A 24,623-nucleotide genomic window follows, 5' to 3' on the forward strand; every position below is an offset into this window, starting at 1 on the left:
TCTGCTGATTCGGAGATTGATCATGACACGGACACCGCTTTTCCTGTCTGACCTGTGCTGCTGCGAAAGACTGGCACTCTGGAGTATCCGGTGTCTGGTCAGCCGATACCGCCTGCCGTACTGCCATGAAACCCGCACGACGGATGGCATGTTTCCGGCATCTTTCCGTCCTGTTCTTGATGCCGCGGAGCGAGCGTTCGAGGATGCAGCCCAGCATCTGAGAGAAGCCGGGCAGCCTGTGCTGGATATCAATCCGCCGGGCTCTCAGGGGCTGACTGCCATGGAGGAGCGCTTTCTCCAGGGGATCCAGACAGTGCAGAATGATGGCCAGAAGGAAGTCTTTCACCTTCTTGCCGACCTTTTCCCCGAGCGACTGATGCAGGGTTACATTGTCACGGCTCTCGCTCTGATTTCAGACTGTATGGCTGGGATTGGTCACTGGCTTCCACGGCATGAGCGCAAGACGGCAGGGGCCGGAGCTTTGTCGTCTCTGGCGCGATGGAAAAAGATTCATCCGGCTGAAATGCGGGTGCTTTGGCCACGCGATATCCCCCAGGCCTGGGCGGGACGCACTCTGCACTGAATTCCGCTGAATTCTGCAAGAGACGAAACACCACAGCCTTCTGGGCTTGGATTTAAAAGCGGTCAGACCTCACCAGACTGCCCTGCAATCATGAGTGAAGTCTGGACCAGGTGGGTGTGTGGGCTCAGTCCACGCCAACCATGACGCTGGAAGCCTTGATAACGGCATAGGCTTCCTTGCCCACTGTCAGTGACAGTTCCTCAACAGCTTCATTGGTGATGGCACTTGTAATAATCGTGCCGTTGACGTCGATCGTGATGTGAGACGTCGTTGCGCCTTTTACGATCTGTGTAATCTGACCTTTGAGCTGATTACGTGCGCTGAGTTTCATGGTGCTGTCCTTTTGCTACCCCCTTGGAGATGGGGGTGACACATTAGGACACAAGGCCGGAGGAAGCAGACAAGGCTTTTTTCGGGGATGGCCTGTGCCACCCCCAATCAAAAGCGTCTTAGATATAGTGCTCGGTCAGGGGTGGAAAACCATTGAACCCGACGGAGCAGTAGGTCGAAACATAAGCGCCAGTCGCCAGGATTTCGATACGATCTCCAGACTTCAGGCTGTTCGGCAGCGGGATGCGGTTCTTCTCATAGAGAATATCGACACCATCGCAGCTTGGTCCTGCCACGACGCAGGGTGAACGTGAGTTGTCTGTGTCATCACGGGACGTGCGGAATGTGTAGCGAATGGCTTCACCTTCCGTTTCCGCGAGGCCACCGAAGCGCCCGATGTCCAGATAGACCCAGCGTGGATCTGTTTCTGCACCGCCACGACGGCTCACAAGAATGACCTCGCTCGACACTACACCGGCCTGCCCAACCATATATCGGCCCGGCTCCAGCAGAACCTCTGGCTGCCCATCAGGAAAGTACTCACGGAGAGCGGCCTGAATGGCAGCGCCAAATTCCTGCACAGACGGAATGTCTTCCCGATAATGGGTTGGGAAGCCGCCGCCCAGATTGATCATCTGAAGGTCAAGGCCTTCGGCCCGCAGCTCATGATAGAGGCGTGCGGCCGTAGCAATGGCGTGCTGGTAGGCGGCGATACCCGTCTGCTGGCTTCCGACATGGAACGAGAGGCCATAGGGATGCAGGCCCAAATCGCGCGCACGGATCATCAGATCGCGGGCGTGGGCAATTGTTGTGCCGAACTTGCGCGACAGCGGCCAGTCAGCGCCTTCGTTCTCAACAGCCAGGCGGCAGAAGACGCGGGCGCCTGGTGCGTTTTCTGCAATCTTTTCGAGCTCTTCCATGCTGTCGAGCACAAAGAGATCAATGCCCATGTCCCGGGCTTCACGGATGGCACCAACCTTCTTGAGCGTATTGCCATAGGAGATGCGATCGGGTGTGGCGCCAGCCTTCAGGCACATCCGGATTTCTTCGAGCGATGCTGCATCGAAAGACGATCCCAGAGCGACAAGGCGCTTCAGGATGGACGGTGCCGGATTGGCCTTGATGGCGTAATAGATCTTGCCAGCTGGTAGGGCGTCGTGAAGGGCACGATAGTTGCTTTCCACAACATCGAGATCAACGACGAGGCAAGGGGTTGCCGGCTGCTGCTCGGCAAGAAAACGGCTGATTTTGGGAGTCATGACACTCTTTCCCAGAACCGGACTCGTCAGGGAACAGTTACACCCTGCGAGTGTGTTGCGAAACGGTCGAACGGACCAGCGAATAGCGGGGACCCAAAAGAAGCGGGACCCGGAAGGCCAGAACGCTTGACGTCGTTGCGTAACCTCGAGAGGGCCAGTGGCACGTGCGTTGCTGCGTGACGGGGCGTATGAAACCAAAGCCCCGCCGTTGCAAGAGCTAATTTTGCATTATTTGTGTTTTGGAAATATTGAGGGGATTGAAATCGGGGCAAATTCGGAACGCAGAAGGCGATTTCTGCGTATGCTAGGTTCTGTCGATCCTGAGAACGGAACGACTTAATCTCGCCTGTTGCCCATAACAGGAACTGCCGAGGACCCCCTGAGTGAGCTTATTTCCCGATTCTGCGTCAGCTTCCGGTCCAGCGCCAGACGCACCTTCGGAGCCTGACCGGAAAAAAATCCACCAGGACATCCAGCGTGTCCATGAACTGACGCCTGAACCCAGCGAAGAAGATATTCGCAAGGCGCGTGAACTTGGTCCTGATGCCCCGGGTACGGGAGCGAACTCCCCTCTGAGTATGCCCAGAGCGGGGTGGAAGATCGTCCTGCGCCAGGTTTTCTCGGAAGTAGGATCGTCCCAGACGTCCCTTTCTGCTGCGGGCTGCGCGTTTTACGCCACGCTCTCTCTCTTCCCAGCCATATCGAGCCTGATCTCGCTTTATGGTCTGGCGTTTGATTTGCAGACCGTTGAGCCGCAGCTTGAAGTGCTGCGTCATCTGCTGCCCCCAACAGCTTATTCGCTGATTGGCAATCGTATTCACGAGCTGGTTTCCCAGCCGCATACGTCTCTGACCATAGGGCTGATTTTTTCTGTTTCCGTCGCGTTGTGGTCCGCTTCAGCCAGTACGAAGTCGATCCTGTCCGCGTTAAACATGGCATATAATGCCACCGAAACGCGCGGTTTCCTAAGGTTCCAGGCAACTGCTCTGGCTACCACTCTGATGGCTGTTGTTGGTGCTGCGCTGACCTTGGCACTGATGGTGGCAGCGCCTGCGCTGGTTGATTACCTTCCGCGGTATCTGGGCTTCAGAAAGCCGCCGCCGCCGTTTGATCTTCTGGTGTCTTACGGTGCGCCGCTTGTCGTGCACACGCTTGCACCGATCCTGATGCTGCTGTTCGTGTTCGTGGCAGTCACGATGCTTTATCGCTTTGCCCCCAGTCGGGAGCCAGCAAAGTGGCGGTGGATATTCCCCGGATCAGCGCTGGCGACCGTCCTGTGGGTTCTCATGTCGCTCGGATTTTCGTGGTATGTCGCGCACTTCGCGAGCTACGGCGCAACCTATGGGCCCTTGGGCGCAGTTGCGGCGATTATGATGTGGTTCTTTGTCAGTGCGTATGTTGTGCTCTTCGGAGCAGAGCTGAATGCGGGGCTGGAAGAGCGCATTAAAGGTGCGCAGCCCCGGATTGCTGGTCTGCCACAGACAGACCCTTTGATTGCTGAAGCCGTTACGGCCGAAAGTACGCCCCGGTAACCACCGGGGTAACTAAGCCCGCCCGTCGTTATTAACGTTGGGTGGGCTGCTTTGTGGTGTCAGATTGGTTGCCCGCAGCCTTGATGGCTTGTTCGCTCGTATCCTTGGACTCGGCTTCCGCGACTTCGCTCGCGGCATCTGACACGGGCTTGTCAGCCATACGGGCAATGGTGACGTGGGCAGTTCCGCTGTTCAGCATCCCGATCTTCGCTGCTGCCGCATGTGAAAGATCGATGATGCGACTATTGAACGGCCCGCGATCGTTCACTGTGACGACAACAGAACGGCCCGTATCTTCAGACGTCACCAGCAGTTTTGTGCCAATCGGCAGGGAAGGGTGTGCGGCGGTCAGATCATTTGTGTTGAAGATCGTCCCGCTACTGGTGCGGCGTCCGTGGAAATGACGTCCATACCAGCTCGCCATGCCATGCTGGGTCCAGGACGCGGCCTTGTGGGCCCGGTTAGCCAGCGCGGATCGAACAGAGGCTGCCCAGCTGGTCCGGACCGTCCCCGCTGCATCACCAGAAGAATCGTCTGCTGCATGAGCAGTCGTTCCACCTGCAATTCCGGCAAGCGCGAGTGCAAATGTCATGCTGCGCAGGGGAGACAGTCGACGGGATGAGCGAATGGCAGGCGGGGCAAATTTCACTAGACTGGTATCTTCTCCAGTGGACGAAAACGGGCTTGAGCCGTGCTTCCTAGCACAAAACCATGGGCCTGTCCCCCTTTTGAAGCCTGCGAAGACGGCAGGATTAGGGCGATGACGCTTTCATGACGGCTCCGAAAGTGCTATCGCGCGGCCAGATGAAACGTCCTCTCATTGCCGTTCTGAACGGTCCGAATCTCAATATGCTGGGTCTGCGCCAGCCTGGAATCTACGGTCACGCTACGCTCGACGATGTCGAGCAGGTGTGTATTCAGGCTGCTGAACGCCTCGATGTCGCGATCGATTTCCGCCAGACCAACGGTGAGGGAGAACTTGTGTCCTGGGTGCAGGAGTGTCGCGGCCGCGCTGATGGAATCGTGATCAATCCTGCTGCTTATGGGCATACCTCGATTGCCCTGCTCGACGCGCTTCTTGCGGTTGAGTTGCCGATAGTTGAGGTTCATATTTCCAACATTCATCGCCGGGAGCCATTCCGCCATCATACCTACGTCTCGCAGGCCGCCATCGGTGTGATCTGCGGCCTCGGCGTCAGGGGATACGCGCATGCGCTTCAGGCAATAACCGACATGATCGAAGACGAAGGATGAGCCGCATGCTCGTGGACAAGGATGCCATTCGGGCATTGGCCGATATTCTGACGCAGACCGGCCTGACCGAAATCGAGATCTCCGAAGCTGATAGCCGCATTCGCGTGGCGCGCAACGTCAACGTGGTTCAGGCTGCTGCACCAGCCGTTGCTGCTGCTCCCGCCGCAGCACCAGCCGCTGCTCCTGTTGCGGCACCTCCGGCTGATCCTGCCAAGCATCCTGGTGCGGTTCCAAGCCCGATGGTGGGTGTCGCCTATCTGGCGCCGGATCCGGCTTCCCCGGCATTCGCTCAGGAAGGTCAGACCGTTTCTGCCGGTCAGACGATCATGCTGATCGAAGCCATGAAAACCTTTAACCAGATCAAGGCTCCTCGCTCTGGCACCCTGACAAAGTTCTTTGTCGAGTCCGGGCAGCCTGTTGAATTTGGCGAAGCGCTGGCGATCATCGAGTAATGATTTCTAAAGTCCTTATTGCCAATCGAGGCGAGATCGCGCTGCGTATCCAGCGCGCCTGCCGTGAGATGGGCATCAAAACCGTGGCCGTGCATTCGACGGCTGACGCCGATGCAATGCATGTGCGTCTTGCTGATGAAGCCGTCTGCATCGGTCCGCCGAGTGCACGCGATTCTTATCTGAACGTCGCTGCCATTCTGTCAGCCGCCATGATTACGGGCGCGGATGCCATTCATCCGGGTTATGGCTTTCTGTCAGAAAATGCCGAGTTCGCCGAGACTGTTGAAGAGCATGGTCTGGCGTTCATTGGCCCGACGGCGGAGCATATCCGCACGATGGGCGACAAAATTACCGCCAAGACGACCATGCGCGCGCTTGGCGTGCCGCTGGTGCCAGGCTCCGATGGGGCGCTGGTCGATATTCAGGCCGCCCGTGAAGTCGCCGAGAAGGTCGGTTATCCGGTCCTGATCAAGGCCGCTGCCGGCGGCGGTGGTCGCGGCATGAAGGTTGCGCAGACGGCAGACGATATCGAGGAAGCCTGGTCGGTAGCTCGTGCAGAAGCCCGTGCCGCGTTCGGCAACGACGAGGTCTATCTCGAGAAGTATCTTGATCGCCCGCGTCATATCGAGCTTCAGATCCTTGGCGATGCGCATGGCAACGTAGTGCATTTCGGCGAGCGTGACTGCTCCCTCCAGCGTCGGCACCAGAAGCTGCTTGAAGAAGCCGGTTCCCCGGCTCTGACGGATGCCGAACGTGAAGAAATCGGTCGGACCTCGACCGAGGCTCTGGCACGCATGGGCTACCGGAATGCTGGCACGCTTGAGTTCCTGTATCAGGACGGCCAGTTCTGCTTCATCGAGATGAATACCCGCCTTCAGGTGGAACATCCGGTGACGGAAATGGTGTGCAGTGTCGATCTGGTGCGTGAGCAGATCCGGATCGCTGCTGGTGAGCAGCTTGGTTATACGCAAAAGGACATCAAGATGTCCGGCCATGCGATCGAGTGCCGCATCAACGCCGAAAACCCCGAAACCTTTGCGCCGAGCCCTGGCACGGTCAATGTTTTCCATGCCCCTGGCGGTCTTGGTGTGCGAATGGACAGCGCCATTTACGCTGGCTATCGCATCCCGCCTTACTACGACAGCATGATTGCCAAGCTCATCGTTCATGCGCCGACGCGTCAGGAAGCCATTGCCCGCATGCAGCGTGCTCTGGATGAATGTGTGGTGGATGGAGTGGAAACGGTCATTCCGCTTCATCGGAAAATTCTGGCGGATCCGACTTTCCAGAAAGGTGACTACACAATTCACTGGCTGGAAAACTTTGTCGCCGCCCAGACCAAGTCCTGAAGCGGAGATGATGTGATGAGTTATGTAGAGACCATCTTTCTGGACGTTCAGCCTGGGCATATCCCGCAGGTGGTCTCTGCTCTCTCAGGTCTTGAGGGGGTAGGGGCATGGGTGACCGAAATAGGTCGCCTGAACCGCATTACCCTTCTCAGGACAGCGCAGACCTACGAGGCGCTTTTGAGTGGCCGTCCAGACGTCTTGTCTAGCCTGCCTCATGAGAACCTGGTTCGGGTGGAAGTGACATCCTGGCGCGCCATCACGCCTGTCGCCAATCCCGGCTCTTATGGAAGTGTCTATGAATGGCGCTGCTATGAGGCCAAGGCGGATGGCATGCCTGACGTTGAGGAGCGTTTCCTTGCTGCTGTGCCGGAGAGAGAAACGGTCTCCCCGCTGACGTGCACACTCGTCTCTCTTGAGGGCACGCCGCGCATTGCGCATCTGTGGCCTTATGCAGACCTGAATGCACGGTCGGAAAAGAGGGCCGCTGCTGTGGCTACCGGAAGCTGGCCGCCAAAAGTCGCGCCGTTTCTGACGCGGATGGAAAGCGAGATTCTGCTGCCATTGGCAATCTCTCTCTGGAACTGAAGTGTTCGGTCTTTAGTGTCCGTATTCAAAAAAAGGCGGCCTGCAGAATATGCAGGCCGCCTTTTTTTGTTTCTAGTTCCGCGCGTTAGATGGGCGCGGGAGCTTACTTCTTGGTCGCGTTTGCTGGGGCCAATGTCGTAACGAAGTCTTCGGATACGAAGACAATGGAGTCCAAAGCCTCATCCAGAGCCTCTACAGCCTGTTGCGGATGGCGACCTTCCGTGAAGACAGTTGCCCGATTGATTGCGCCTTGGAATGGGGCAATCGGGGCTAGGGCGAGAATGAAGTCCGCATTCTGGCCCACGACTTTCATTGTCTGGGCAGCTGAGTCCGTATCACCGTTCTTCAGCTGAGCATTGGCGGATGCGACAGCTGCTTTCTGCTCTGGGGCAAGCGTCTCGCTGGCAATGAACTCACCACCCACGGGTAGCCAGTCAACCTGGCCGGAGACCGCATGATGCGTTGAGGGAAGTGGGTGCTGTGGAGCTGCGTGCAGATCGTTTTCTGCGGCCTGGAACTTCTGACTGGCTGTTGTTGCGGCGGTCAGTCGCTTCTGGGCGTCATAGAGAGCCGGAATGGCAGCATCTGTCTGACCGGCACTCAGGATCTGACGTGCTTTGAGAATGTCCGTAACGGCGCGTTGCCCGTCAGCAGACAGGTGATGAAATGCCCGATGGGCTTTGAAAGATTCCCAGTCCTTATGAAGAGATCCGGCATGCGCTGGCATGGCGGAGAGTGTCAAGGCTGCTGATGCAAGGATGGGAAGTAGAATTCGCATGATGAGATCCTAATGAATATAAAATCAATATCGAGAAACATAAAAACATAATTCAGAATCTATCAAATGAAAGTTGATTTATATTTCATCATTAATCCGGATCAATTTCGTTCTGATTTCCTGCGGCAGGAATTCATTTTGAGTATTTGCTCATCATCGCATCTGCGTATACGAAAATACATAATATTGAAAATACTGGGCAAATCTGAGTTTGTACTTTATTTTCATTTTTTCGAAAAAAAACGGTTTAAATGAAAAGATAAAAAGCCATTCTGAGAAATAAAAATAATAAATTTTCTCGGAAAGGCATTGTGAGGTGTTGCTGTTCCAGGTTCGGTTCCGTATGAAAGTAGCCCCTTCACGAGGCTGTGTCTTTCAGCGGAAAGAGCGTTTTTTCCGTCTGGCAGCGCGTGTGTCAGTCGAGCAGCGAGTGTTCCAATGTCTTTGAATTCCGTCGTCGAGAGCGTGACCGCCCGGATCATCGAGCGTTCGAAAGTCTCCCGTCGCCGTTATCTTGCTCTGATGGAGCGAAACCGGGCCAAAGGCGTCTCCCGCCCACGCCTGGCCTGCGGAAACCTCGCTCACGCCATTGCTGCGGCTGCGTCTGACAAGCCGGAGCTTATGCGTCCGGCCAGCACGAACCTCGGGATTGTGACGACTTACAACGACATGCTGTCGGCGCATCAGCCGTATGGACGTTACCCGGACCAGATGAAGCTGTTCGCCCGTGAAGTTGGGGCAACTGCTCAGATCGCCGGTGGTGCGCCAGCAATGTGTGATGGCGTGACGCAGGGACAGGAGGGAATGGAGCTTTCCCTGTTCTCCCGTGACGTTATTGCCATGTCCACGGCTGTGGGCCTGAGCCACGGCATGTTCGAAGGTGTCGCGCTTCTGGGGATCTGTGACAAGATTGTCCCGGGCCTGCTGATGGGCGCGCTGCGCTTCGGGCATCTGCCGACAATGCTGATCCCGGCCGGCCCTATGCCGTCAGGCCTTCCTAACAAGGAAAAGCAGCGGATCCGCCAGCTCTATGTGCAGGGCAAGGTCGGGCAGGACCGTCTGATGGAAGCGGAAAACGCCTCCTACCATAGCGCTGGCACATGCACCTTCTACGGCACGGCCAATACGAACCAGATGATGGTTGAGATCATGGGTCTCATGATGCCGGATTCTGCCTTCATCAATCCGAACACGCCGCTTCGGCAGGCCATGACGCGCGCAAGCGTCCATCGTCTGGCGGAAATCAGCCTGAATGGCGAAGATGTCCGCCCACTGGCGCAGTGTGTTGATGAAAAGGCCATTGTGAATGCGGCAGTCGGATTGCTGGCAACCGGCGGTTCGACCAACCACACGATCCACCTGCCTGCCATTGCACGAGCTGCTGGTATCATTATTGACTGGGAAGATCTGAGCCGCCTCTCAGCCGCAGTTCCGCTGATGACGCGCGTTTACCCCAGTGGCTCTGAGGACGTGAACGCTTTCAATCATGTGGGTGGTATGCCGACACTGATTGCTGAGCTTTCCCGTGCCGGCCTTCTGCACACGGACATCATGACGGTCTCGCGCGGCGGATTTGCCGATTATGCCTGCCGTGCCAGCCTGCAGGATGACGAAGTCGTTTACACGCATGCCAAGCCATCGCTGGACCGTGACATTCTCCGGGACGTCAAAGAGCCGTTCAAGGCTGATGGTGGTATCAAGCTCATGCAGGGCAATGTCGGTCGTGGCATCTATAAAAGCAGTGCCATTGCTGAAGAGTTTCTGACCATTGAAGCCCCGGCGCGCGTTTTCCATGACCAGCATGATGTCGCCACCGCGTTCCAGAATGGTGAGCTTGAGCGGGATGTCGTTGTTGTTGTGCGGTTCCAGGGGCCGGAAGCCAACGGTATGCCGGAACTGCACAAGCTGACGCCAACGCTCGGCGTGTTGCAGGATCGGGGCTACAAAGTGGCTCTTCTGACAGACGGACGGATGTCAGGTGCGAGTGGTAAGGTGCCCGCTGCCATTCACGTCGGCCCGGAAGCTCAGGTCGGCGGCCCGATTGCCCGCGTTCGGGATGGTGACATGATCCGGGTGTGTGCCGTAACGGGGCAGATTGAGGTTCTCGTCGATCCGACAGAATGGGAGGCACGCGAACCTGTTGCGCCGCCGCCGCCTGCTCTCGGAACCGGACGTGAGTTGTTTGCCCTCATGCGTTCGGTGCATGATCCGGCCGAAACCGGCGCATCCGCCATGCTGGCCCAAATGGATCAGGTAATCGAAGCCGTTGGCGACGCCATTCACTAAGGACCAAATTTCATGACTGATACTGCCAAACTTGATGCTGTCATGACCCGCTGCCCGGTTATTCCGGTGCTGGTGGTCAATGATGTTGCACAGGCTCGTCCCTTGGCTGAAGCGCTGGTCGCTGGTGGCCTGACCACTCTGGAAGTGACGCTGCGGACGCCTTGTGCGCTCGAAGTGATCGAGGAAATGTCCAAGGTTGAGGGCGCGTTTGTCGGGGCCGGGACTGTACTGAACCCGACGGATCTGGAGCGTGCAGTGAAGGCTGGCTCCCGCTTTATCGTGAGCCCTGGCTTAACCGCACCGCTGGCTGACGCTGCCCGCGACCATGACATGCCTTTCCTTCCGGGCGTTGCGAATGCTGGTGACATCATGCGCGGTCTGGATCTGGGGCTGACACGCTTCAAGTTCTTCCCGGCTGTGACCAATGGTGGCATTCCGGCGCTGAAGAGCTTGGCCAGTGTATTTGGCAATGTCCGCTTCTGCCCGACGGGCGGCATCACTGAAGGGAGTGCTCCGGACTGGCTGGCACTTCCTTCCGTATCCTGTGTTGGCGGATCGTGGATCACGGCAGGTGAGTTTGACGCAAAGACGGTGACGCAGCGTGCTACGGCTGCTGCTCTTTTGCGCCAGAGCTAAGATCCTTTGTAAATTTTTCGCTTCATTGAAAACAGGAAGGCGGTCTGGAAGTTATCCGGACCGCCTTACTTTTTTTTATTGAGGGCCTGTTTCTCTGCTTGAGAACGGATAAAGAACATCTCCAGAAGAAGATGGGGGATGGAATTTATGAATATCTTTGCAGGAAAAGGGGTTACGGCCCTTTCCGCTAATGTCCGAATCGGATCATAAGAACCCGTGACTGGACGTTCTCATCTCCTGATTGGCGGATTTGCTGTTTTGTGTGCGATACGCTGGCATGTCCTGTCACCCGAGCCTTTTTCGGTCTGCACAGGGTTGCTGGGTAGTCTGCTTCCGGACATTGATACGGAGCGCTCCATGCTTGGGGCCCGGGTCAAATTTCTGTCCCGTTTTCTGGCGCGGACGTTTGGTCATCGTGGGATGACGCATTCCGGTGTTGTGCTGCTTTTGATCGCCGCTCTGGTTGGGGCTTTTATGGGGGAAGGTGCGCTGCAAGGCCCGATTGGCGCTCTTCTACTGGGCGTTGCCACCCACATTGCGGCTGACCTGCCAACCGGTGGCTGCCAGCTTCTGGCGCCCCTTAGCCGGTCCAGACTGTCTTTCTGGCCCTATGTCCGCACAGGCGGTCTGGGCGAGATCATGCTTCTTCTGCCTACTCTTTTTCTATTAGGGTGGGCAGGGTTCGCGGGACGTGATCCATTTGGTGGTCACGCTCCTTACGTCGTGCATCACCAGCGGTTGCACGGACATGTTTTGAAGGATATTGCATTTCCATCATGACTGAGACCCGACTCCCCGTCCGTCGCGCCCTTCTCTCCGTTTCTGACAAGACGGGACTGATTGAACTGGGGCGCGCACTTGCCGCCCACGGTGCAGAACTGCTTTCGACGGGGGGCTCGGCAAGGGCGCTGCGTGAGGCGGGTCTGACTGTCAAAGATGTTTCAGAACATACGGGCTTCCCCGAAATTCTTGACGGTCGTGTCAAGACGCTGGTTCCGCAGGTTCATGGCGGCATTCTTGCACGTCGTGATCTGCCGGCTCATGTGAGCCAGATGGAAGAGCACGGCATCGTGCCAATCGATCTGGTCTGCGTTAACCTGTATCCTTTCGCCGCTACGGTTGCATCCGGCGCGGGCGATGAAGACTGTATCGAGAATATCGATATTGGCGGCCCGGCCATGATCCGTGCTGCGGCCAAGAACTTCGATCATGTCACGATCCTGACGTCTCCTCAGCAATACGGTGATTTCGTTCAGTCTCTGGACGCGGGTGGAACGTATTTGAGCGAGCGTCGTGATTATGCCGGTGCTGCGTACGCCCATACGGCGTCTTATGACGGTATGATCTCCCGTTGGTTCGCGGAACGTGCTGGCGAATTGTTGCCTCCTGTTCTGACGCTCAGTGGCTCACGCGACGAGCTTCTGCGGTATGGTGAAAATCCGCATCAGAAAGCTGCTTTCTACCGTGATGGCAGCACACGGGCGGGCATTGCGACGGCTCGTCAGGTGCAGGGCAAGGCGCTGAGCTACAACAATCTAAATGACACAGATGCAGCGTTCGAGGCTGTTGCTGAATTTGATGCGCCGACTGTTGTGATCGTCAAACACGCTAATCCATGCGGTGTGGCGTCTGCTGAAACGCTGGAACAGGCATGGATCGCGGCGCTGCGTTGTGATCCGGTTTCGGCATTTGGTGGCATCGTAGCTGTGAACAGAACGCTGGATGCAGAAACCGCTCAACGTATCAGTGCGATTTTCACGGAAGTGATTGTTGCCCCGGATGCGGACGCACAGGCTATTGAAATTCTTTCTCGCAAGAAGAACCTGCGTCTGTTGCTCACTGGCGGAATGCCTGATCCGGAAGCTGAAGGGCTAGCTTTTCGCTCTGTCGCCGGTGGTTTTCTTGCGCAAAGCCGGGATGCAGGCCGCGTCCTTGAGAGCGATCTAAAGGTCGTCACCAAACGCGCGCCCACGGAAAAGGAGATGAAAGATCTCCTGTTCGCGTTCCGAGTGGCCAAGCACGTGAAATCCAACGCGGTCATTTATGTTCGCAACAATGCGACTGTCGGGATCGGGGCGGGGCAGATGTCCCGTGTTGATAGTGCGCGCATTGCTGCTCGCAAGAGCGAAGACGCTGCAAATGTTGCGGGTGAGACTGCCCCGTTGACCAAGGGGTCTGTGGCCGCATCGGATGCGTTCTTCCCGTTCGCAGATGGTCTTGAGAGTGTTGTTGCTGCTGGTGCTGTGGCTGTGATCCAGCCCGGTGGCTCAATTCGCGATCAGGAGGTGATCGACGCTGCCGATGCAGCTGGAATCGCCATGGTCTTCACTGGCATGAGGCATTTCCGGCATTGAAACCTTTCGCTCTCGCAAGCCTGCTTCTGGCTTTCTCCGCCCCGATGGTCGCCGAGGCCGCGCCATGTCTGTATGACATGTCACCGCTGCCCGTCACGAAAGGAATTGTTTCCCGTATTACGCCGACAGGTGTGATGCTGCGTGATGGGACGACTGTCATTCTTCCAGAGGAACTTCTGGCAGGTGTGCGTCTGGCACAGCCTCTTGCGGTTAGAGGGCTCGTGGCAGCATCGACCCACACAGTGCAGGCTTTTGCACTTGATGGCGTTCCGCCAGTTTGCCCGGCACCAGCAGCAGTTACGCGAGGGCCATTTCCGGGTTCTCCTGGATACGATCACATTCAGAACTGAGTTTTGTGCGCGGCCTCTTTGAAAGGGCCGCGTATAAACCTTTTATTTACGTCTGCCGTGCCACTCTCCTTACCGGTTGTTTCCCCGGGAACTGGAGGGCTTGTCATTGTCGCAGATTCTGCCCGCAGCAAAGCCGGGAATGACGACTGGTGGCGGCACGTTTCCTGTTGATACGCCACTTGCTTCAAAAGAACGATTTCAGGATTTTCTGAAAAGCTACGTTCATGAGAAGTCTCCGTCCTCTGACTGTGCCGCTCTCTCTCGTAAAAATACGCCGCGGGTGCAGAGTGAAAAGAACGTTCAGACAAACAGAGGGTCTGAGGTCGGCAAGAATCAGCCTGTTTCAACAGAGAACCGCGAGGTCTCTCGAAGTTTAAAACCTTTGAGCGCAGCGACGAAGGTCTCTGCACAGCCTGTCCGTTCGAATTCACTTCCCGAAAAATCTTCGAAAATACCGAACCCGGTTAACATTACTCGACGCGGATCAGAGTTATCCGCTCGTAAAGTTTCGACGGATGCATCCTTCATGGAAGCTCCCAAAGTGTCTTCATCGGTGCTGCAAAACGACGTCATAGACGAGCCTGTGACGACAGAAGAACCTGATCTGGGCCAACACGCAGAACAATTCGCACAATGCGTGTCGGATCTAGAAGCCGACAACGGCCAGAGTTCGATGTCTGATTTGTCTCTTGGTATCGCCTCCTTTGATGGCGCGTCGAAATCCACGATAGACCCACTTGAGGTCAAGGAAGAGAGGGAAGTTTCTGAAACAGAGAGTGTGAATGTGGCATCTCCCACGTCGGCAGAAAATATTCATGTCTTGCAGGCGTCGAATGCTGAGGCCTTGGGATCACGCCTGGAGCTTCCGTCCCGGGGATTACAGAATTCCGGTTCCGAACATACGAGCGTTTCAAGTTCCACGTGGGACGAAGCCGGCCCGTCATCCTTGAATGGCTCCGTCATTACGCATCAGGCAACGGATCAGCGCCTCAATACCCAGATCGACATTTTCTTGGAACATGACGGCAAGATCCGGATGTCCGTTGCTGAGGACAAAGGGGGCGAACGCCACATCCATATTCTGGCTGAAAATTCGGAGGCGCTGCGTAGTCTTTCTACAAATAAAGAAAGCTTATTGTCGTCGCTGAACCAGAACCTCGTGTCGCTCTCCGCAGATCAGCCTGTGATATCCACAGAGGTCAGTTTTGGTTTGCTGGGATCTTTCTCGCAAGACTATCCGACAAATTCTGGCCGGGAAGAAAGTCAGCAACGGCCCTTCACGGCTTGTGGTTCCTCTGAGACTTCGTCTGAAGATCTCAGTGAGAACGCCTCTGTGTCTCCTCGAAAATTTTTGCGCGGTGTTGTTGATCTGACCGCTTAAAGGACGTTTTTTAATGGTCTCTTCTGTCACGTCATCATCGCTTCTGAACCAGGCTGTCTCGGCGGCCAAGTCGAGTGCGTCAACTCAGACATCGAGTGCATCAACATCCACAGCAAGTAGTGTGGGCAGCGCTGCACTGTCTTCCATGGCAGGAAATTTCAATCAGTTTTTAACACTTCTGACCACTCAGCTTCAGCATCAAGACCCCAGTAATCCAACCAGTACGGACAGCTTCACCAGTGAGTTGGCGCAGTTTGCAGGCGTGCAGCAACAGGTTGAGACCAATACTAATCTTACCAGCCTGATTTCTGCCACGCAGGACACTCAGATCACGTCTGGTATTGCGCTAGTCGGTAAAACAACGACAGCCACGACGGCTTCTCTGCCCTTACAAAGCGGTAAGGCTAGCATGACATTTACAGCGGAGCAGGCTGGACCTGTAGCCATTGCCGTGACCGATGCGAGCGGTCAGGTTGTCAAAACCGACACGATGACGGCTACTGCGGGGACAAATTCCTGGTCTTGGGACGGAAATGATAACAGCGGACAACAACTGTCTGATGGTCAGTATTTCGTAGCTGTTGAAGGGACCGGGACGAGTGGAGAAACGGCATCTTTCCCGACAACAGTTTCCGGTACCGTTACAGGTCTGACACGGACATCGAGCGGCGTTAACGTGCAGATGGGAAGTGCGACTGTTCCGCTGAGTGATCTGGACGGATTTTCAGGAGCCTGAACAGTCAGGGCGGAAAATTCTATCGTTTTAAGCGCCCGTTAACCTTTTCTGTCCACAATGTCTGTCAGTGATTGCAGCAGGACAGGGTGAACGCGCATGTGGGCAGGGCTTGAGGCATCTCCTGAAAAAGCTTGTACGCAGATGACCGTATGGTGGGCGATTAAGTGAAGGCTCTTCTCGCAAATCTGAAGCAGCTCGGCCTCCCACGGCTGGCTGCTCTGGGGGGAGTGGGGGCGGCGCTGCTTGTGCTGCTCGGAGTTCTGGTCATGCACGGAGCAAATTCCACTACCGGACTGCTCTATCGAGATCTGGATCCCAGAGAAGCCGGTGAAATCGTAGATCAGCTTGCTAAGGCCCATATTGCGTATCGCCTGCAGGATCAGGGCGCGACGATCATGGTCCCTGATGACGAAGTGGCAAAAGCACGCCTTCTTCTTGCGAAAAGTGGCCTGCCGTCCGGCGGTTCGGTCGGATATGAGATTTTCGATAAGGGAAACAGTTTTACAGCCACGCAGTTTGAGCAAACGATCAACGAGACGCGTGCGCTGGAAGGTGAATTGGAGCGATCAATCCGCTTGATCCACGGTGTTCGCAATGCTCGTGTTCACCTTGTTCTGCGGCACAGAGAGCTTTTCTCTACGAATGAGCAGGGCGCCCAGGCAAGTGTGCTTCTTTCGATGGAAGGCGCACGCCGTTTGGATGAGGAAAGTATTGCGGCGGTCGTTAACCTGGTTTCTGCGGCGGTACCGGGTTTGGAGGCGCAGAATATCTCACTCGTAGACAATCGCGGGCATGTCCTGCTGCGTCAGGGCGCGGGAAGCGTCGATGGCAATCAAACGGCAGAAATGCAACGGCAGGCGTTGGAACAACGCATTTCCCGTGAAGTTGAGGACATGTTGGGAGCTTCTGTCGGCATAGGGCGTGTGCGGGTGGAAGCGACCGTGGCGATGAATAATGATCATGTGCGGGAAACTCAGGAAAGTTACGACCCTGACCAGCAGGTTCTTCGTTCTCAGCAAACCAAAAATGACAAAAGTATAAACACACAAGGAGCAGCAAATACGACGGTCGGAAACAATCTGCCGAATGCTAATGCTGGTCAGCCGCAGAACGGAAGTCAAAGCAGCAGGCAGGAGCAAACGGATAATTACGAGATTGGTAAAAAGGTTCGAACCCTGGTGCAGGATCAGCCACGCATTTCTCGTATCAGTGTCGCTGTCATGGTTGATGGAGCCGTGCAGACGGACGTGAAAGGTCAACATGTCTGGCAGCCACGAAATACTCAGGAGCTGGAAAGGCTAACGGCTCTGACCAAGACGGCTATTGGGTTCGATCAGGCTCGTGGCGATGTTGTTACCGTAATGTCTATGCAGTTTTCGGATATCGAAGCGGCAATACCCACGCCCCAACAGACATTTCTGAAGGGAATTTTGAGCCGCTCAAATGAAATGGAAGCTGCGCGTTTCGGTATTTTTGCTCTGTGCCTATTGATGGTGCTTTTCTTTGTCGTGCGCCCCTTGTTGCGTCCTCCTGGGGGCGGGCTTCCGACCGGGCAGCTTCTTTCTGATGCAAGAAGTGGCGGAGCTCCTCTGCCTGAGTTGGGGGGCACACTGGCGACTGAGGTGGGAAACCCGACAGCTCTTTTGGCTGCTCCATATGACGCCACGGTACCTTTAACAGAGAGTGACGAAGAGACGGTGGCCGTGAGTGGCGTTTCCGGCCGTATTCGAGCGTCCTCTGTTCAGCGGGTGGTAGACCTCGTGGAAACGCATCCTGCGGAAAGTATTGCACTGATGCGCAGTTGGCTGATGCCGAGACAGGAGGGGCACTAACAATGATTGGACTGGAAAAATCTGTCACAGGTGCGCAAAAGTCCGCCATTCTGATGATGGCATTAGGAGAAGATAATTGCGCGCGCCTCTTTGAGCAGATGCACGAAGAAGAAATTCGAGAAATTTCTGCCGCGATGTCTCAGCTTGGAATGGTCTCTGCAGAAACTGTCGAAAGCGTCTGTCACGAATTCAGCCGGAGCCTCGGGTCTTCAGAAGTTTTGATTGGCGATATCGAAACAACTGAACGATTGCTCAAAAATACGCTTCCCGCTGGGCGAGCAGCGGCCATCATGGAAGAAATTCGTGGTCCTGCCGGGCGAACTATGTGGGACAAACTTGGAAACGTCTCAGAGGCAGTGCTCGCTAATTATTTAAAAAATGAATATCCGCAAACGGTCGCAGTTATTCTTAGCAGGATCAAGGCAGCGCATTCGGCGAAAGTTCTCGCTCTGCTGCCTGAAGAATTTTCGCTCGATGTTATGACGCGGATGCTGAAAATGGAAAATGTGCAAAAGGGTGTTTTGCACAGTGTGGAGCAGACATTAAGATCCGAGTTTGTCTCTAACCTTCCGCGTGGTTCGCATAGAGACAGCCACGAAGTTCTTGCAGATATCTTCAATAATTTTGATCGAAGACTTGAAGCACGCTTTATGACGGCCCTGGATGAGCGCAGTCATGATGATGCGGAGCGAATTAAAGGCCTCATGTTTACTTTCGAGGAATTGGCTCAGGTTCCTGTAGAGGGCCTTATGGTGTTGCTTAATCAGATTGCACGCGAAAGCTTGCCGATTGCTCTTAAGGGTGCAAGCGAGAAACTGCGAAGTGCATTTCTTGCGGCAATGTCTGAGCGTGCAGGGCGTATTCTTATAGATGAAGTTGAAGCATTAGGCCCTGTGCGCGTTAAGGACGTCGATGCGGCACAGAGTGATATTCTGCTTGTTGCCAAAGTTCTTCTTGATCGTGGGGAAATTGAACTTCTGGATCAAGAACAGGCCGCGAATGAGATGCTCGTATGAGTATTCCTGATTTCGACCGCCGCGATCAGGTGTCCAAAGTTCTTTACGCTGAAGATTTTGACATCCCGGTTTTGTCTCCAGTCGAACCAGAACCAGTCTCAGATCTGTCTGCTGGGGAAATAACTACACCTGAACTCTACACTGCCGAAGATTTAGATTTTGCCTGTAGGCAGGAAAAAGAACGAGTGTCTGCACTCGAAAGGAATTTTTATGAAAAAGAAAAATCTGAGTGGAAGAACTGTATCGAGAATAATTCTTTAAATATTATAAAAAAAATTTCTGATCAGATGAATCAATGTGCACGGCAAGAAGCTGAAAATTCCTCAATCGCCATTTTTTCTCATCTAGCAAAAATTTTTCCATCCCTTTTGGAAAATTATGGTCCCAGAGAACGGGATGTATTGATTGATAAAATCATGCCAACCCTCAGAGAGGCTGCGCGCATCAGAATAGAAGCTAAATCTCAGGAAATTCAGCATTTATTAACGTTGTGTGAGCGAGAAGGAGTGGAAGTGATTGATTGTCGTGCAGATGACACTTTGGCTTCGGGAGATTTTCGAATTTTTTGGGCGACGGGAAAGGCTTGCCGAGAGGCAGGAACCTTGGTGCAGGAAATTTTGAAAATATTTTCTCTGGATAAAGTTTTACCTGCAGTGAGCGCGGAATAATTGAAATGACTGATACACAGAATAATTTCGATCTTGATGACGTCGAAGCAGTATCGGCGCAGTCTGTAGAGCCGCCTCGCTTCGCTCATGATCTCGAAGCGATCTACGATATTCCTGTAACGGTCAGTGCCGTTCTGGGACGTGCCAATATGCAGGTGAGCCAGCTATTACGATTGGGACGCGGGGCTGTTGTGGAGCTTGATCGAAAAGTCGGTGATTCGATCGACATTCTCGTAAATAATCGTCTGATAGCTCGTGGTGAAGTCGTGATGGTGGATGAGAATAGACTTGGTGTAACCATGACGGAAATTATCAAATCTGGAAAAGTTAAAAACTGAAAAAATTTCCTAATATTTAACTTATACCGATATATTTTTTTCTAAGACGAAAATTTAATTAGGTAAGACTATTATTATGAACACATCAGAAGGGGTTCTTTCTTCCTTTGTGAAAAAGACCTCTCTCTCTGGTTATTTTCAGAAAATGCCCTTGCCCGCCTGGTTGCAAGGAGGGCAGCGTTGGCTGCCGGGAACAGATGTTGGATTGGCACTGGCAGTTGCCGGATTGCTCTCAGTTCTCGTCTTGCCGCTGCCGACATTCATTCTGGATGTCGGGCTGGCCCTCTCAGTCACGGCGTCCGTACTTGTCCTGATGGTCGCTTTGTTTTTAACGCGACCACTTGATTTCACCTCTTTCCCAACATTGCTGCTCCTCACAACATTGCTCCGTCTGTCGCTGGAGGTTGCGACAACCAGACTTATTCTTAGTCACGGTTATGAGGGGATGTATGCAGCTGGCCATGTCGTAGCTGCCTTCGGAGGTTTTCTGATGGGAGGTGACGTCGTAATCGGCGCGATCCTGTTTGCAATCCTTCTGGTTGTGAATTTCATGGTGATCACTAAGGGGTCAGGGCGTATTGCTGAAGTGGCAGCACGCTTTTCGCTGGATGCCATGCCTGGAAAGCAGATGGCGATTGATGCTGAACTGTCTTCTGGCGCCATCAGTGACAAAATTGCACGGCAGCGCCGTAAAGAACTCCAGGAAGAAAGTGGGTTCTATGGAGCGATGGATGGTGCGGCCAAGTTCGTCCGTGGAGATGCAATCGCGAGTTTGATCATTACGGCAATCAATATCGTCGGAGGGTTAGCCATTGGCATTGGGCGTCATGGGATGACTGTGGCGGATGCCGCATCTGCTTTCACGACTTTGACGATCGGCGATGGCCTGGTTTCGCAAATTCCTGCTCTGCTTGTCTCTACGGCCTCGGGTATTGTGGTGACCAAGGGAGGTACTGAAGGTGCGGCGGACGTAGCTTTGGTGCGGCAACTTGGCGGCAACCCCAAACCGCTTGCTTTGGCAGCTGGCTCAGCGGCTGTCCTGTCATTAATGCCTGGGTTGCCGACGCTTCCCTTTCTTGGTTTGGCAGCTCTTGCAGGAGGAGGAGCGTGGTTGCGACATCGCTCACCTGTTAAGGATCAGAATGCTGAAGAGGATGCTGTCAGCCTTCCTGAAAACACGCAGTCTGGTGAGCCCCCCATTACCGAAAGCCTCCGTGTTGATTTGCTACGTTTAGAGTTGGGCTTTAATTTGCTCTCAATTGCGAGCGGTGATGGTGCGCGGTTAACTGAACAAATCAAGGTTCTCAGAAGAACAATTGCTGGAGAAATGGGATTTATTCTGCCTCCCGTCCGTATTCAGGACAATCTTCAGCTTTCTTCCGACGCGTATGCTGTAAAAATTAAAGAAATCGAAATTGGACATGGAGAAGTACGGATTAGTCGGATTTTGGCGATGAATCCGAAGGGAGGTTTGCCAGACTTGCATGGTGAGGAAACGCGAGAGCCGGCATTTAATCTCCCAGCATTGTGGATTGATCAAAGTGAACGAGAGAATGCGATTATCAAGGGATATACAGTCGTTGATCCAGCAAGCGTCATTATTACGCACTTAACGGAGTTGGTTCGGGAAAACATGGCCGATCTCCTGTCTTACTCCGAGACACAGAAACTTCTGGATGACATGCCACGAGATCAGCAGAAACTGATTGTCGATCTTATTCCGTCTCAAGTGTCAGTGAGTGTTGTTCAGAGAGTTCTACAAAGTCTTCTTGCGGAGCAGATTTCAATTCGTGATCTGTCGGGTATTTTAGAGGCGCTTCAGGAAGGCTGTGGGCAAGGTCTCAAATCTGTACTGGCGTTGACCTCACATGTTCGGAGCCGTTTGGCGCGTCAGATCAGCTTCGCTGTTACCGGACCAAAGGGCTATATTCCTGTTTTGACACTAAGCCCCGATTGGGAAGTCGTGTTGTCAGAAAACATGATTGGTCCTGCAGATGATCGCCAGTTGGCGCTCCCGCCATCTCGCCTGAACGAACTGGTAGGCAAGCTGAGGCAGGCTTTGGATGTAGCTTTGGGGCAGGGTGAAAACCCGGTTATTCTTGTCGCCGGGGGGATGCGTCGTCCGATGCGAATGATTGTGGAACGCATTCGCCCAGCGACCATGGTTCTATCGCAAACAGAAATTTCTACTCGCGCAAAGATACGGACCGTCGGGGTCATTCAGTAAGAACCCAAGAGTGCATGGCTCTCGTGTGTTGCAAGTTGCCATCTGAGTCTAAGGGTGTACGGGCTTACCTCGGACTTTGTGATCGCTTATGGTCTCTGGTCATTGCTAAAGGGAATGTACCGACCATGCGTGTTGCACTGATCCAGATGGCTCCTTCGGCTGACCGGGATGCAAATATTGCTCAGGCTCAGAAGCTCGTGGCGGATGCAGTAAAAGCCGAAAATCCTGTCTTGGTGGTTTTGCCAGAGGTGTGGAGTTGCCTGGGCGGGACGGCTGAGACCAAGCATGCCAGCGCTGAGCAACTCCCGGCTCCTGGAGAGTCTGGTGGTCCGCTGTATGAGGCTTTGCGCGCAATGGCCAAAGAGCACGGTATTTGGGTTCATGGTGGCTCGATCGGAGAAACCGTCTCGGGTGAGGGGAAAGACAAGTTGGCGAATACATCGCTGATCTTTGACCCTCACGGCAATGAATGCGGACGCTACAGGAAAATTCACCTTTTTGATGTGGTCACGCCGAATGGGGATGGTTATCGGGAGAGTGATAACTATGTGCCAGGCGACAGCGTAGAGGTTGTAGATATTTCAGGCGTCCCGACGGGTCTCGCCATTTGCTACGATTTGCGTTTTGCTGAGCTGTTTCTTGCATTGCGAGCCGCAGATGTGGCGATGATCATTTTGCCTGCTGCGTTTACACAGCAGACAGGGGAGGCTCATTGGGAAATCCTGATCCGGGCACGTGCGATAGAAACGCAGTCTTGGGTCATTGCCTGTGGGACAGCCGGTTGGCATACGGATGCCGCTGGCAACGAGCGTCAGACATATGGTCACTCCATGATTGTAAATCCGTGGGGCGAGGTTGTTCTGAAGCTGGGGGGCGAAGCTGCTTGGGGAACTGCCGATCTCGATTTTGATCAGGTGCGCCAGGTGCGTGAACGTATGCCAATTCAGGCAAACAGGCAGTTGATCTGACGAGTATGAAAATTGCTTTTGTAGCGGCGTCAACAGACGCCGCCCAGGATGCACTCGCAGTTCTGGTCGCTCGCTATGGAAACGTTCCGCTCGAAAGCGCTGATGTGGCTGTCAGTCTGGGGGGCGATGGCTTCATGCTCGAAACGCTTCATCGTGTTCTTGGGCTTGAGTTGGCCGTGTACGGTATGAATTACGGAACCATCGGGTTCCTTATGAACACGCCCAATGAAGATGATCTACCGGAACGCCTGTTAAATGCGCAGCCTTCCTTGCTACATCCGCTGCATATGACGGCAAGGACAGTCAATGGAGAGGTGTCTGAAGCGCGGGCATTTAATGACGTGTTCCTCTTTCGCCAGACACGCCAGACATCCCGAATTCGTATTGAGGTTGATGGCCGGACAAGGCTGGAAGAGTTGATTTGTGACGGGGTCATTGTTGCGACCCCTGCGGGATCGACGGCGTACAATCTTTCCGCGCATGGCCCCATCGTGCCCCTGAGTGCGAACATCTTACCGTTGACGCCAATTTCTGCTTTCCGTCCCAGGCGTTGGCGGGGCGCTCTCCTGCCATCGACGGCCGTGGTCAGACTGACGTTGATGGACACAGACAAGCGACCCACGGCGGCAGTTGCAGATTTCAAGGAAATTCGTGATGTGGCTGAGGTGATTGTCAAAGAGGACCGCAAGCTGCATGCCACGGTCCTCTTCGATCCAGATCACGGGCTGTCCGAGCGTATTATCGCTGAACAGTTTCTGGAGTAACTGTTTTACAGGATGGGTGTCAGTAACGGCTTACCGTCAAAGTGCGCGATGAGATTGTCGACCATCAGGTTGCCCATAATGGTCCGCGTTTCTACGGTTGCCGATGCCTGATGAGCTTGCAGGACCGTATTATCAAGCTTGAAGAAGTCGGGATTGATGTTTGGTTCATTCTGGAACACATCCAGTCCCGCGCCTGCAATCCGCTTTTCTTGCAAAGCTGAAAGCAAAGCTGCCTCATCGACAACCGATCCGCGAGCAATGTTGATGAGGACGCCGTCTGCCCCTAGAGCTTCAAGAATTTCCGCATCAACCATATTGGCTGAGCGAGGACCTCCCGAGACTGCCAGAACGAGAATATCGCTCCATTCAGCCAGTTTTTTCAGATCACTTTCGAAGCGTACGGCGCTTTCAGGACGTGGCTTGGAATTGAAATAGGCCAGTTCCATACCGAATGCTGCTGCACGATGGGCAATGGCTTGCCCGATCTGACCAAAACCTGCGATGCCCATCCGCTTTCCGGTCACGCTGCGGGACAGCGGCAGCGAATTTCTGGACCATTCACCGGAGCGAACAAGACGGTCATTCAAGACCGTGTCACGCATGACTGATAGCGTCAGGACAATGGCCATGTCTGCAACATCATCGGTAAGGGTGCCGAGCGTTGTCGCAACACCAATTTTGCGGCGGCGTGCTTCGTCAAGGTCGATCTGATCTGTCCCGACGCCGTTGACGGCGATGACTTCTAACGCAGGAAGCGCGTCCATAAGGGGGCGCGGAATTCCTGAACCGCCGCCAGTGGCCACCCCCCGGACTTTATCTGCGATTGGCTTGAGCTGATCGAGGTCACGGTATTTGTGCAGGTTAAAATGCTCTTCAAGTCGCGCTACGATCCCGGCTGGGAAAGGGTCGATCATGAGCAGGTCAGGTTTGGTAGACAAGTCGGTT

General features: G+C 54.5%; 26 protein-coding genes. 20 read left to right on the forward strand and 6 right to left on the reverse strand.

What is annotated here, in order from left to right:
• Window positions 1-22 precede the first annotated feature (22 nt).
• Entirely contained in the window at window positions 23-583 is a 561-nt protein-coding gene (locus tag GCE01_RS12365; protein ID WP_174694845.1) for a hypothetical protein, read from the forward strand.
• Window positions 584-707: 124 nt separating this feature from the next.
• On the opposite strand, the gene GCE01_RS12370 is transcribed toward GCE01_RS12365, so the two are convergent.
• Window positions 708-914: a TOBE domain-containing protein gene (locus tag GCE01_RS12370; RefSeq protein WP_046901128.1), complete on the reverse strand. Its 207-nt coding sequence runs from the start codon at window positions 912-914 to the stop codon at window positions 708-710.
• A 118-nt stretch (window positions 915-1,032) separates the two neighbouring features.
• Complete coding sequence (locus tag GCE01_RS12375) at window positions 1,033-2,172, reverse strand: type III PLP-dependent enzyme (protein ID WP_099213139.1); 1,140 nt, start codon at window positions 2,170-2,172, stop codon at window positions 1,033-1,035.
• A gap of 383 nt (window positions 2,173-2,555) precedes the next feature.
• Here GCE01_RS12375 and GCE01_RS12380 point away from each other — a divergent pair, with 383 nt between their 5' ends.
• Entirely contained in the window at window positions 2,556-3,704 is a 1,149-nt protein-coding gene (locus GCE01_RS12380; protein WP_099213140.1) for a YihY/virulence factor BrkB family protein, read from the forward strand.
• A 31-nt stretch (window positions 3,705-3,735) separates the two neighbouring features.
• Here GCE01_RS12380 and GCE01_RS12385 read toward each other — a convergent pair whose 3' ends face one another.
• A complete protein-coding gene (locus GCE01_RS12385) occupies window positions 3,736-4,296 on the reverse strand; it encodes a septal ring lytic transglycosylase RlpA family protein (RefSeq protein ID WP_099213272.1) in 561 nt (186 codons plus the stop codon).
• 212 nt (window positions 4,297-4,508) lie between these two features.
• On the opposite strand from GCE01_RS12385, the gene aroQ reads away from it, so the two are divergent.
• Genes aroQ through GCE01_RS12405 form a run of 4 tightly spaced genes read left to right on the forward strand, consistent with a single transcriptional unit; the run spans window position 4,509 to window position 7,344 of the window.
• Complete coding sequence (aroQ, locus tag GCE01_RS12390; RefSeq protein WP_023943307.1) at window positions 4,509-4,958, forward strand: type II 3-dehydroquinate dehydratase; 450 nt, start codon at window positions 4,509-4,511, stop codon at window positions 4,956-4,958.
• Window positions 4,955-5,410, forward strand: a complete 456-nt coding sequence (locus GCE01_RS12395) for an acetyl-CoA carboxylase biotin carboxyl carrier protein (protein ID WP_099213141.1) — start codon at window positions 4,955-4,957, stop codon at window positions 5,408-5,410. Before aroQ ends, GCE01_RS12395 begins: the two co-directional genes overlap by 4 nt.
• A complete protein-coding gene (gene accC / locus GCE01_RS12400) occupies window positions 5,410-6,759 on the forward strand; it encodes an acetyl-CoA carboxylase biotin carboxylase subunit (protein ID WP_046901132.1) in 1,350 nt (449 codons plus the stop codon). The genes GCE01_RS12395 and accC overlap by 1 nt, the downstream gene beginning before the upstream one ends.
• A 15-nt stretch (window positions 6,760-6,774) precedes the next feature.
• Window positions 6,775-7,344 (forward strand): NIPSNAP family protein, encoded by a 570-nt coding sequence (locus GCE01_RS12405; RefSeq protein WP_086632867.1) that lies wholly within the window; start codon window positions 6,775-6,777, stop codon window positions 7,342-7,344.
• A 103-nt stretch (window positions 7,345-7,447) separates the two neighbouring features.
• On the opposite strand, the gene GCE01_RS12410 is transcribed toward GCE01_RS12405, so the two are convergent.
• The gene (locus GCE01_RS12410; RefSeq protein ID WP_099213142.1) at window positions 7,448-8,122 is read right to left on the reverse strand and encodes a YfdX family protein; all 675 of its coding nucleotides are present in this window, start codon (window positions 8,120-8,122) and stop codon (window positions 7,448-7,450) included.
• Window positions 8,123-8,560: 438 nt separating this feature from the next.
• On the opposite strand from GCE01_RS12410, the gene edd reads away from it, so the two are divergent.
• The 5 genes from edd (at window position 8,561) to GCE01_RS12440 (ending at window position 13,748) form a co-directional block, all read left to right on the forward strand.
• Entirely contained in the window at window positions 8,561-10,408 is a 1,848-nt protein-coding gene (gene edd / locus GCE01_RS12420; RefSeq protein ID WP_099213144.1) for a phosphogluconate dehydratase, read from the forward strand.
• Between the two features lie 12 nt (window positions 10,409-10,420).
• A complete protein-coding gene (gene eda, locus GCE01_RS12425; protein WP_099213145.1) occupies window positions 10,421-11,044 on the forward strand; it encodes a bifunctional 4-hydroxy-2-oxoglutarate aldolase/2-dehydro-3-deoxy-phosphogluconate aldolase in 624 nt (207 codons plus the stop codon).
• 216 nt (window positions 11,045-11,260) lie between these two features.
• Window positions 11,261-11,824, forward strand: coding sequence for a metal-dependent hydrolase (locus GCE01_RS12430; protein WP_099213146.1), 564 nt, complete (start codon window positions 11,261-11,263; stop codon window positions 11,822-11,824).
• Window positions 11,821-13,398 carry a bifunctional phosphoribosylaminoimidazolecarboxamide formyltransferase/IMP cyclohydrolase gene (purH, locus tag GCE01_RS12435; RefSeq protein WP_099213147.1) on the forward strand — a complete coding sequence of 526 codons (1,578 nt, stop codon included), beginning with the start codon at window positions 11,821-11,823 and terminating at the stop codon, window positions 13,396-13,398. Before GCE01_RS12430 ends, purH begins: the two co-directional genes overlap by 4 nt.
• The gene (locus GCE01_RS12440) at window positions 13,395-13,748 is read left to right on the forward strand and encodes a hypothetical protein (protein ID WP_046901138.1); all 354 of its coding nucleotides are present in this window, start codon (window positions 13,395-13,397) and stop codon (window positions 13,746-13,748) included. The genes purH and GCE01_RS12440 overlap by 4 nt, the downstream gene beginning before the upstream one ends.
• Window positions 13,749-14,081: 333 nt before the next feature.
• Here GCE01_RS12440 and GCE01_RS16695 read toward each other — a convergent pair whose 3' ends face one another.
• Window positions 14,082-14,276 (reverse strand): hypothetical protein, encoded by a 195-nt coding sequence (locus tag GCE01_RS16695; protein WP_145995797.1) that lies wholly within the window; start codon window positions 14,274-14,276, stop codon window positions 14,082-14,084.
• Between GCE01_RS16695 and GCE01_RS12445 the strand changes: the two genes are divergently transcribed.
• From GCE01_RS12445 to GCE01_RS12485, 9 genes are all read left to right on the forward strand, one after another.
• On the forward strand, window positions 14,275-15,129 hold the full coding sequence (locus tag GCE01_RS12445) for a hypothetical protein (RefSeq protein WP_145995798.1): 855 nt from the start codon (window positions 14,275-14,277) through the stop codon (window positions 15,127-15,129). The genes GCE01_RS16695 and GCE01_RS12445 overlap by 2 nt on opposite strands.
• A gap of 13 nt (window positions 15,130-15,142) precedes the next feature.
• Window positions 15,143-15,865 (forward strand): flagellar hook assembly protein FlgD, encoded by a 723-nt coding sequence (locus GCE01_RS12450; protein WP_099213149.1) that lies wholly within the window; start codon window positions 15,143-15,145, stop codon window positions 15,863-15,865.
• 164 nt (window positions 15,866-16,029) lie between these two features.
• Window positions 16,030-17,697, forward strand: coding sequence for a flagellar basal-body MS-ring/collar protein FliF (gene fliF / locus GCE01_RS12455; RefSeq protein WP_099213150.1), 1,668 nt, complete (start codon window positions 16,030-16,032; stop codon window positions 17,695-17,697).
• 2 nt (window positions 17,698-17,699) lie between these two features.
• Window positions 17,700-18,713, forward strand: coding sequence for a flagellar motor switch protein FliG (locus GCE01_RS12460; RefSeq protein ID WP_099213151.1), 1,014 nt, complete (start codon window positions 17,700-17,702; stop codon window positions 18,711-18,713).
• Window positions 18,710-19,381 carry a FliH/SctL family protein gene (locus GCE01_RS12465; protein WP_099213152.1) on the forward strand — a complete coding sequence of 224 codons (672 nt, stop codon included), beginning with the start codon at window positions 18,710-18,712 and terminating at the stop codon, window positions 19,379-19,381. Before GCE01_RS12460 ends, GCE01_RS12465 begins: the two co-directional genes overlap by 4 nt.
• Window positions 19,382-19,386: 5 nt before the next feature.
• Entirely contained in the window at window positions 19,387-19,719 is a 333-nt protein-coding gene (gene fliN / locus GCE01_RS12470) for a flagellar motor switch protein FliN (protein WP_099213153.1), read from the forward strand.
• 145 nt (window positions 19,720-19,864) lie between these two features.
• A complete protein-coding gene (gene flhA / locus GCE01_RS12475; RefSeq protein ID WP_373321839.1) occupies window positions 19,865-21,946 on the forward strand; it encodes a flagellar biosynthesis protein FlhA in 2,082 nt (693 codons plus the stop codon).
• Between the two features lie 125 nt (window positions 21,947-22,071).
• Window positions 22,072-22,914 (forward strand): carbon-nitrogen hydrolase family protein, encoded by an 843-nt coding sequence (locus tag GCE01_RS12480; RefSeq protein WP_099213155.1) that lies wholly within the window; start codon window positions 22,072-22,074, stop codon window positions 22,912-22,914.
• Window positions 22,915-22,919: 5 nt separating this feature from the next.
• Complete coding sequence (locus GCE01_RS12485) at window positions 22,920-23,678, forward strand: NAD kinase (RefSeq protein WP_086632879.1); 759 nt, start codon at window positions 22,920-22,922, stop codon at window positions 23,676-23,678.
• A gap of 5 nt (window positions 23,679-23,683) precedes the next feature.
• On the opposite strand, the gene GCE01_RS12490 is transcribed toward GCE01_RS12485, so the two are convergent.
• Entirely contained in the window at window positions 23,684-24,616 is a 933-nt protein-coding gene (locus GCE01_RS12490; RefSeq protein ID WP_099213156.1) for a 2-hydroxyacid dehydrogenase, read from the reverse strand.
• Window positions 24,617-24,623 lie beyond the last annotated feature (7 nt).

It is taken from the genome of Gluconobacter cerinus, assembly GCF_002723935.1.
GTDB classification, from domain to species: domain Bacteria; phylum Pseudomonadota; class Alphaproteobacteria; order Acetobacterales; family Acetobacteraceae; genus Gluconobacter; species Gluconobacter cerinus.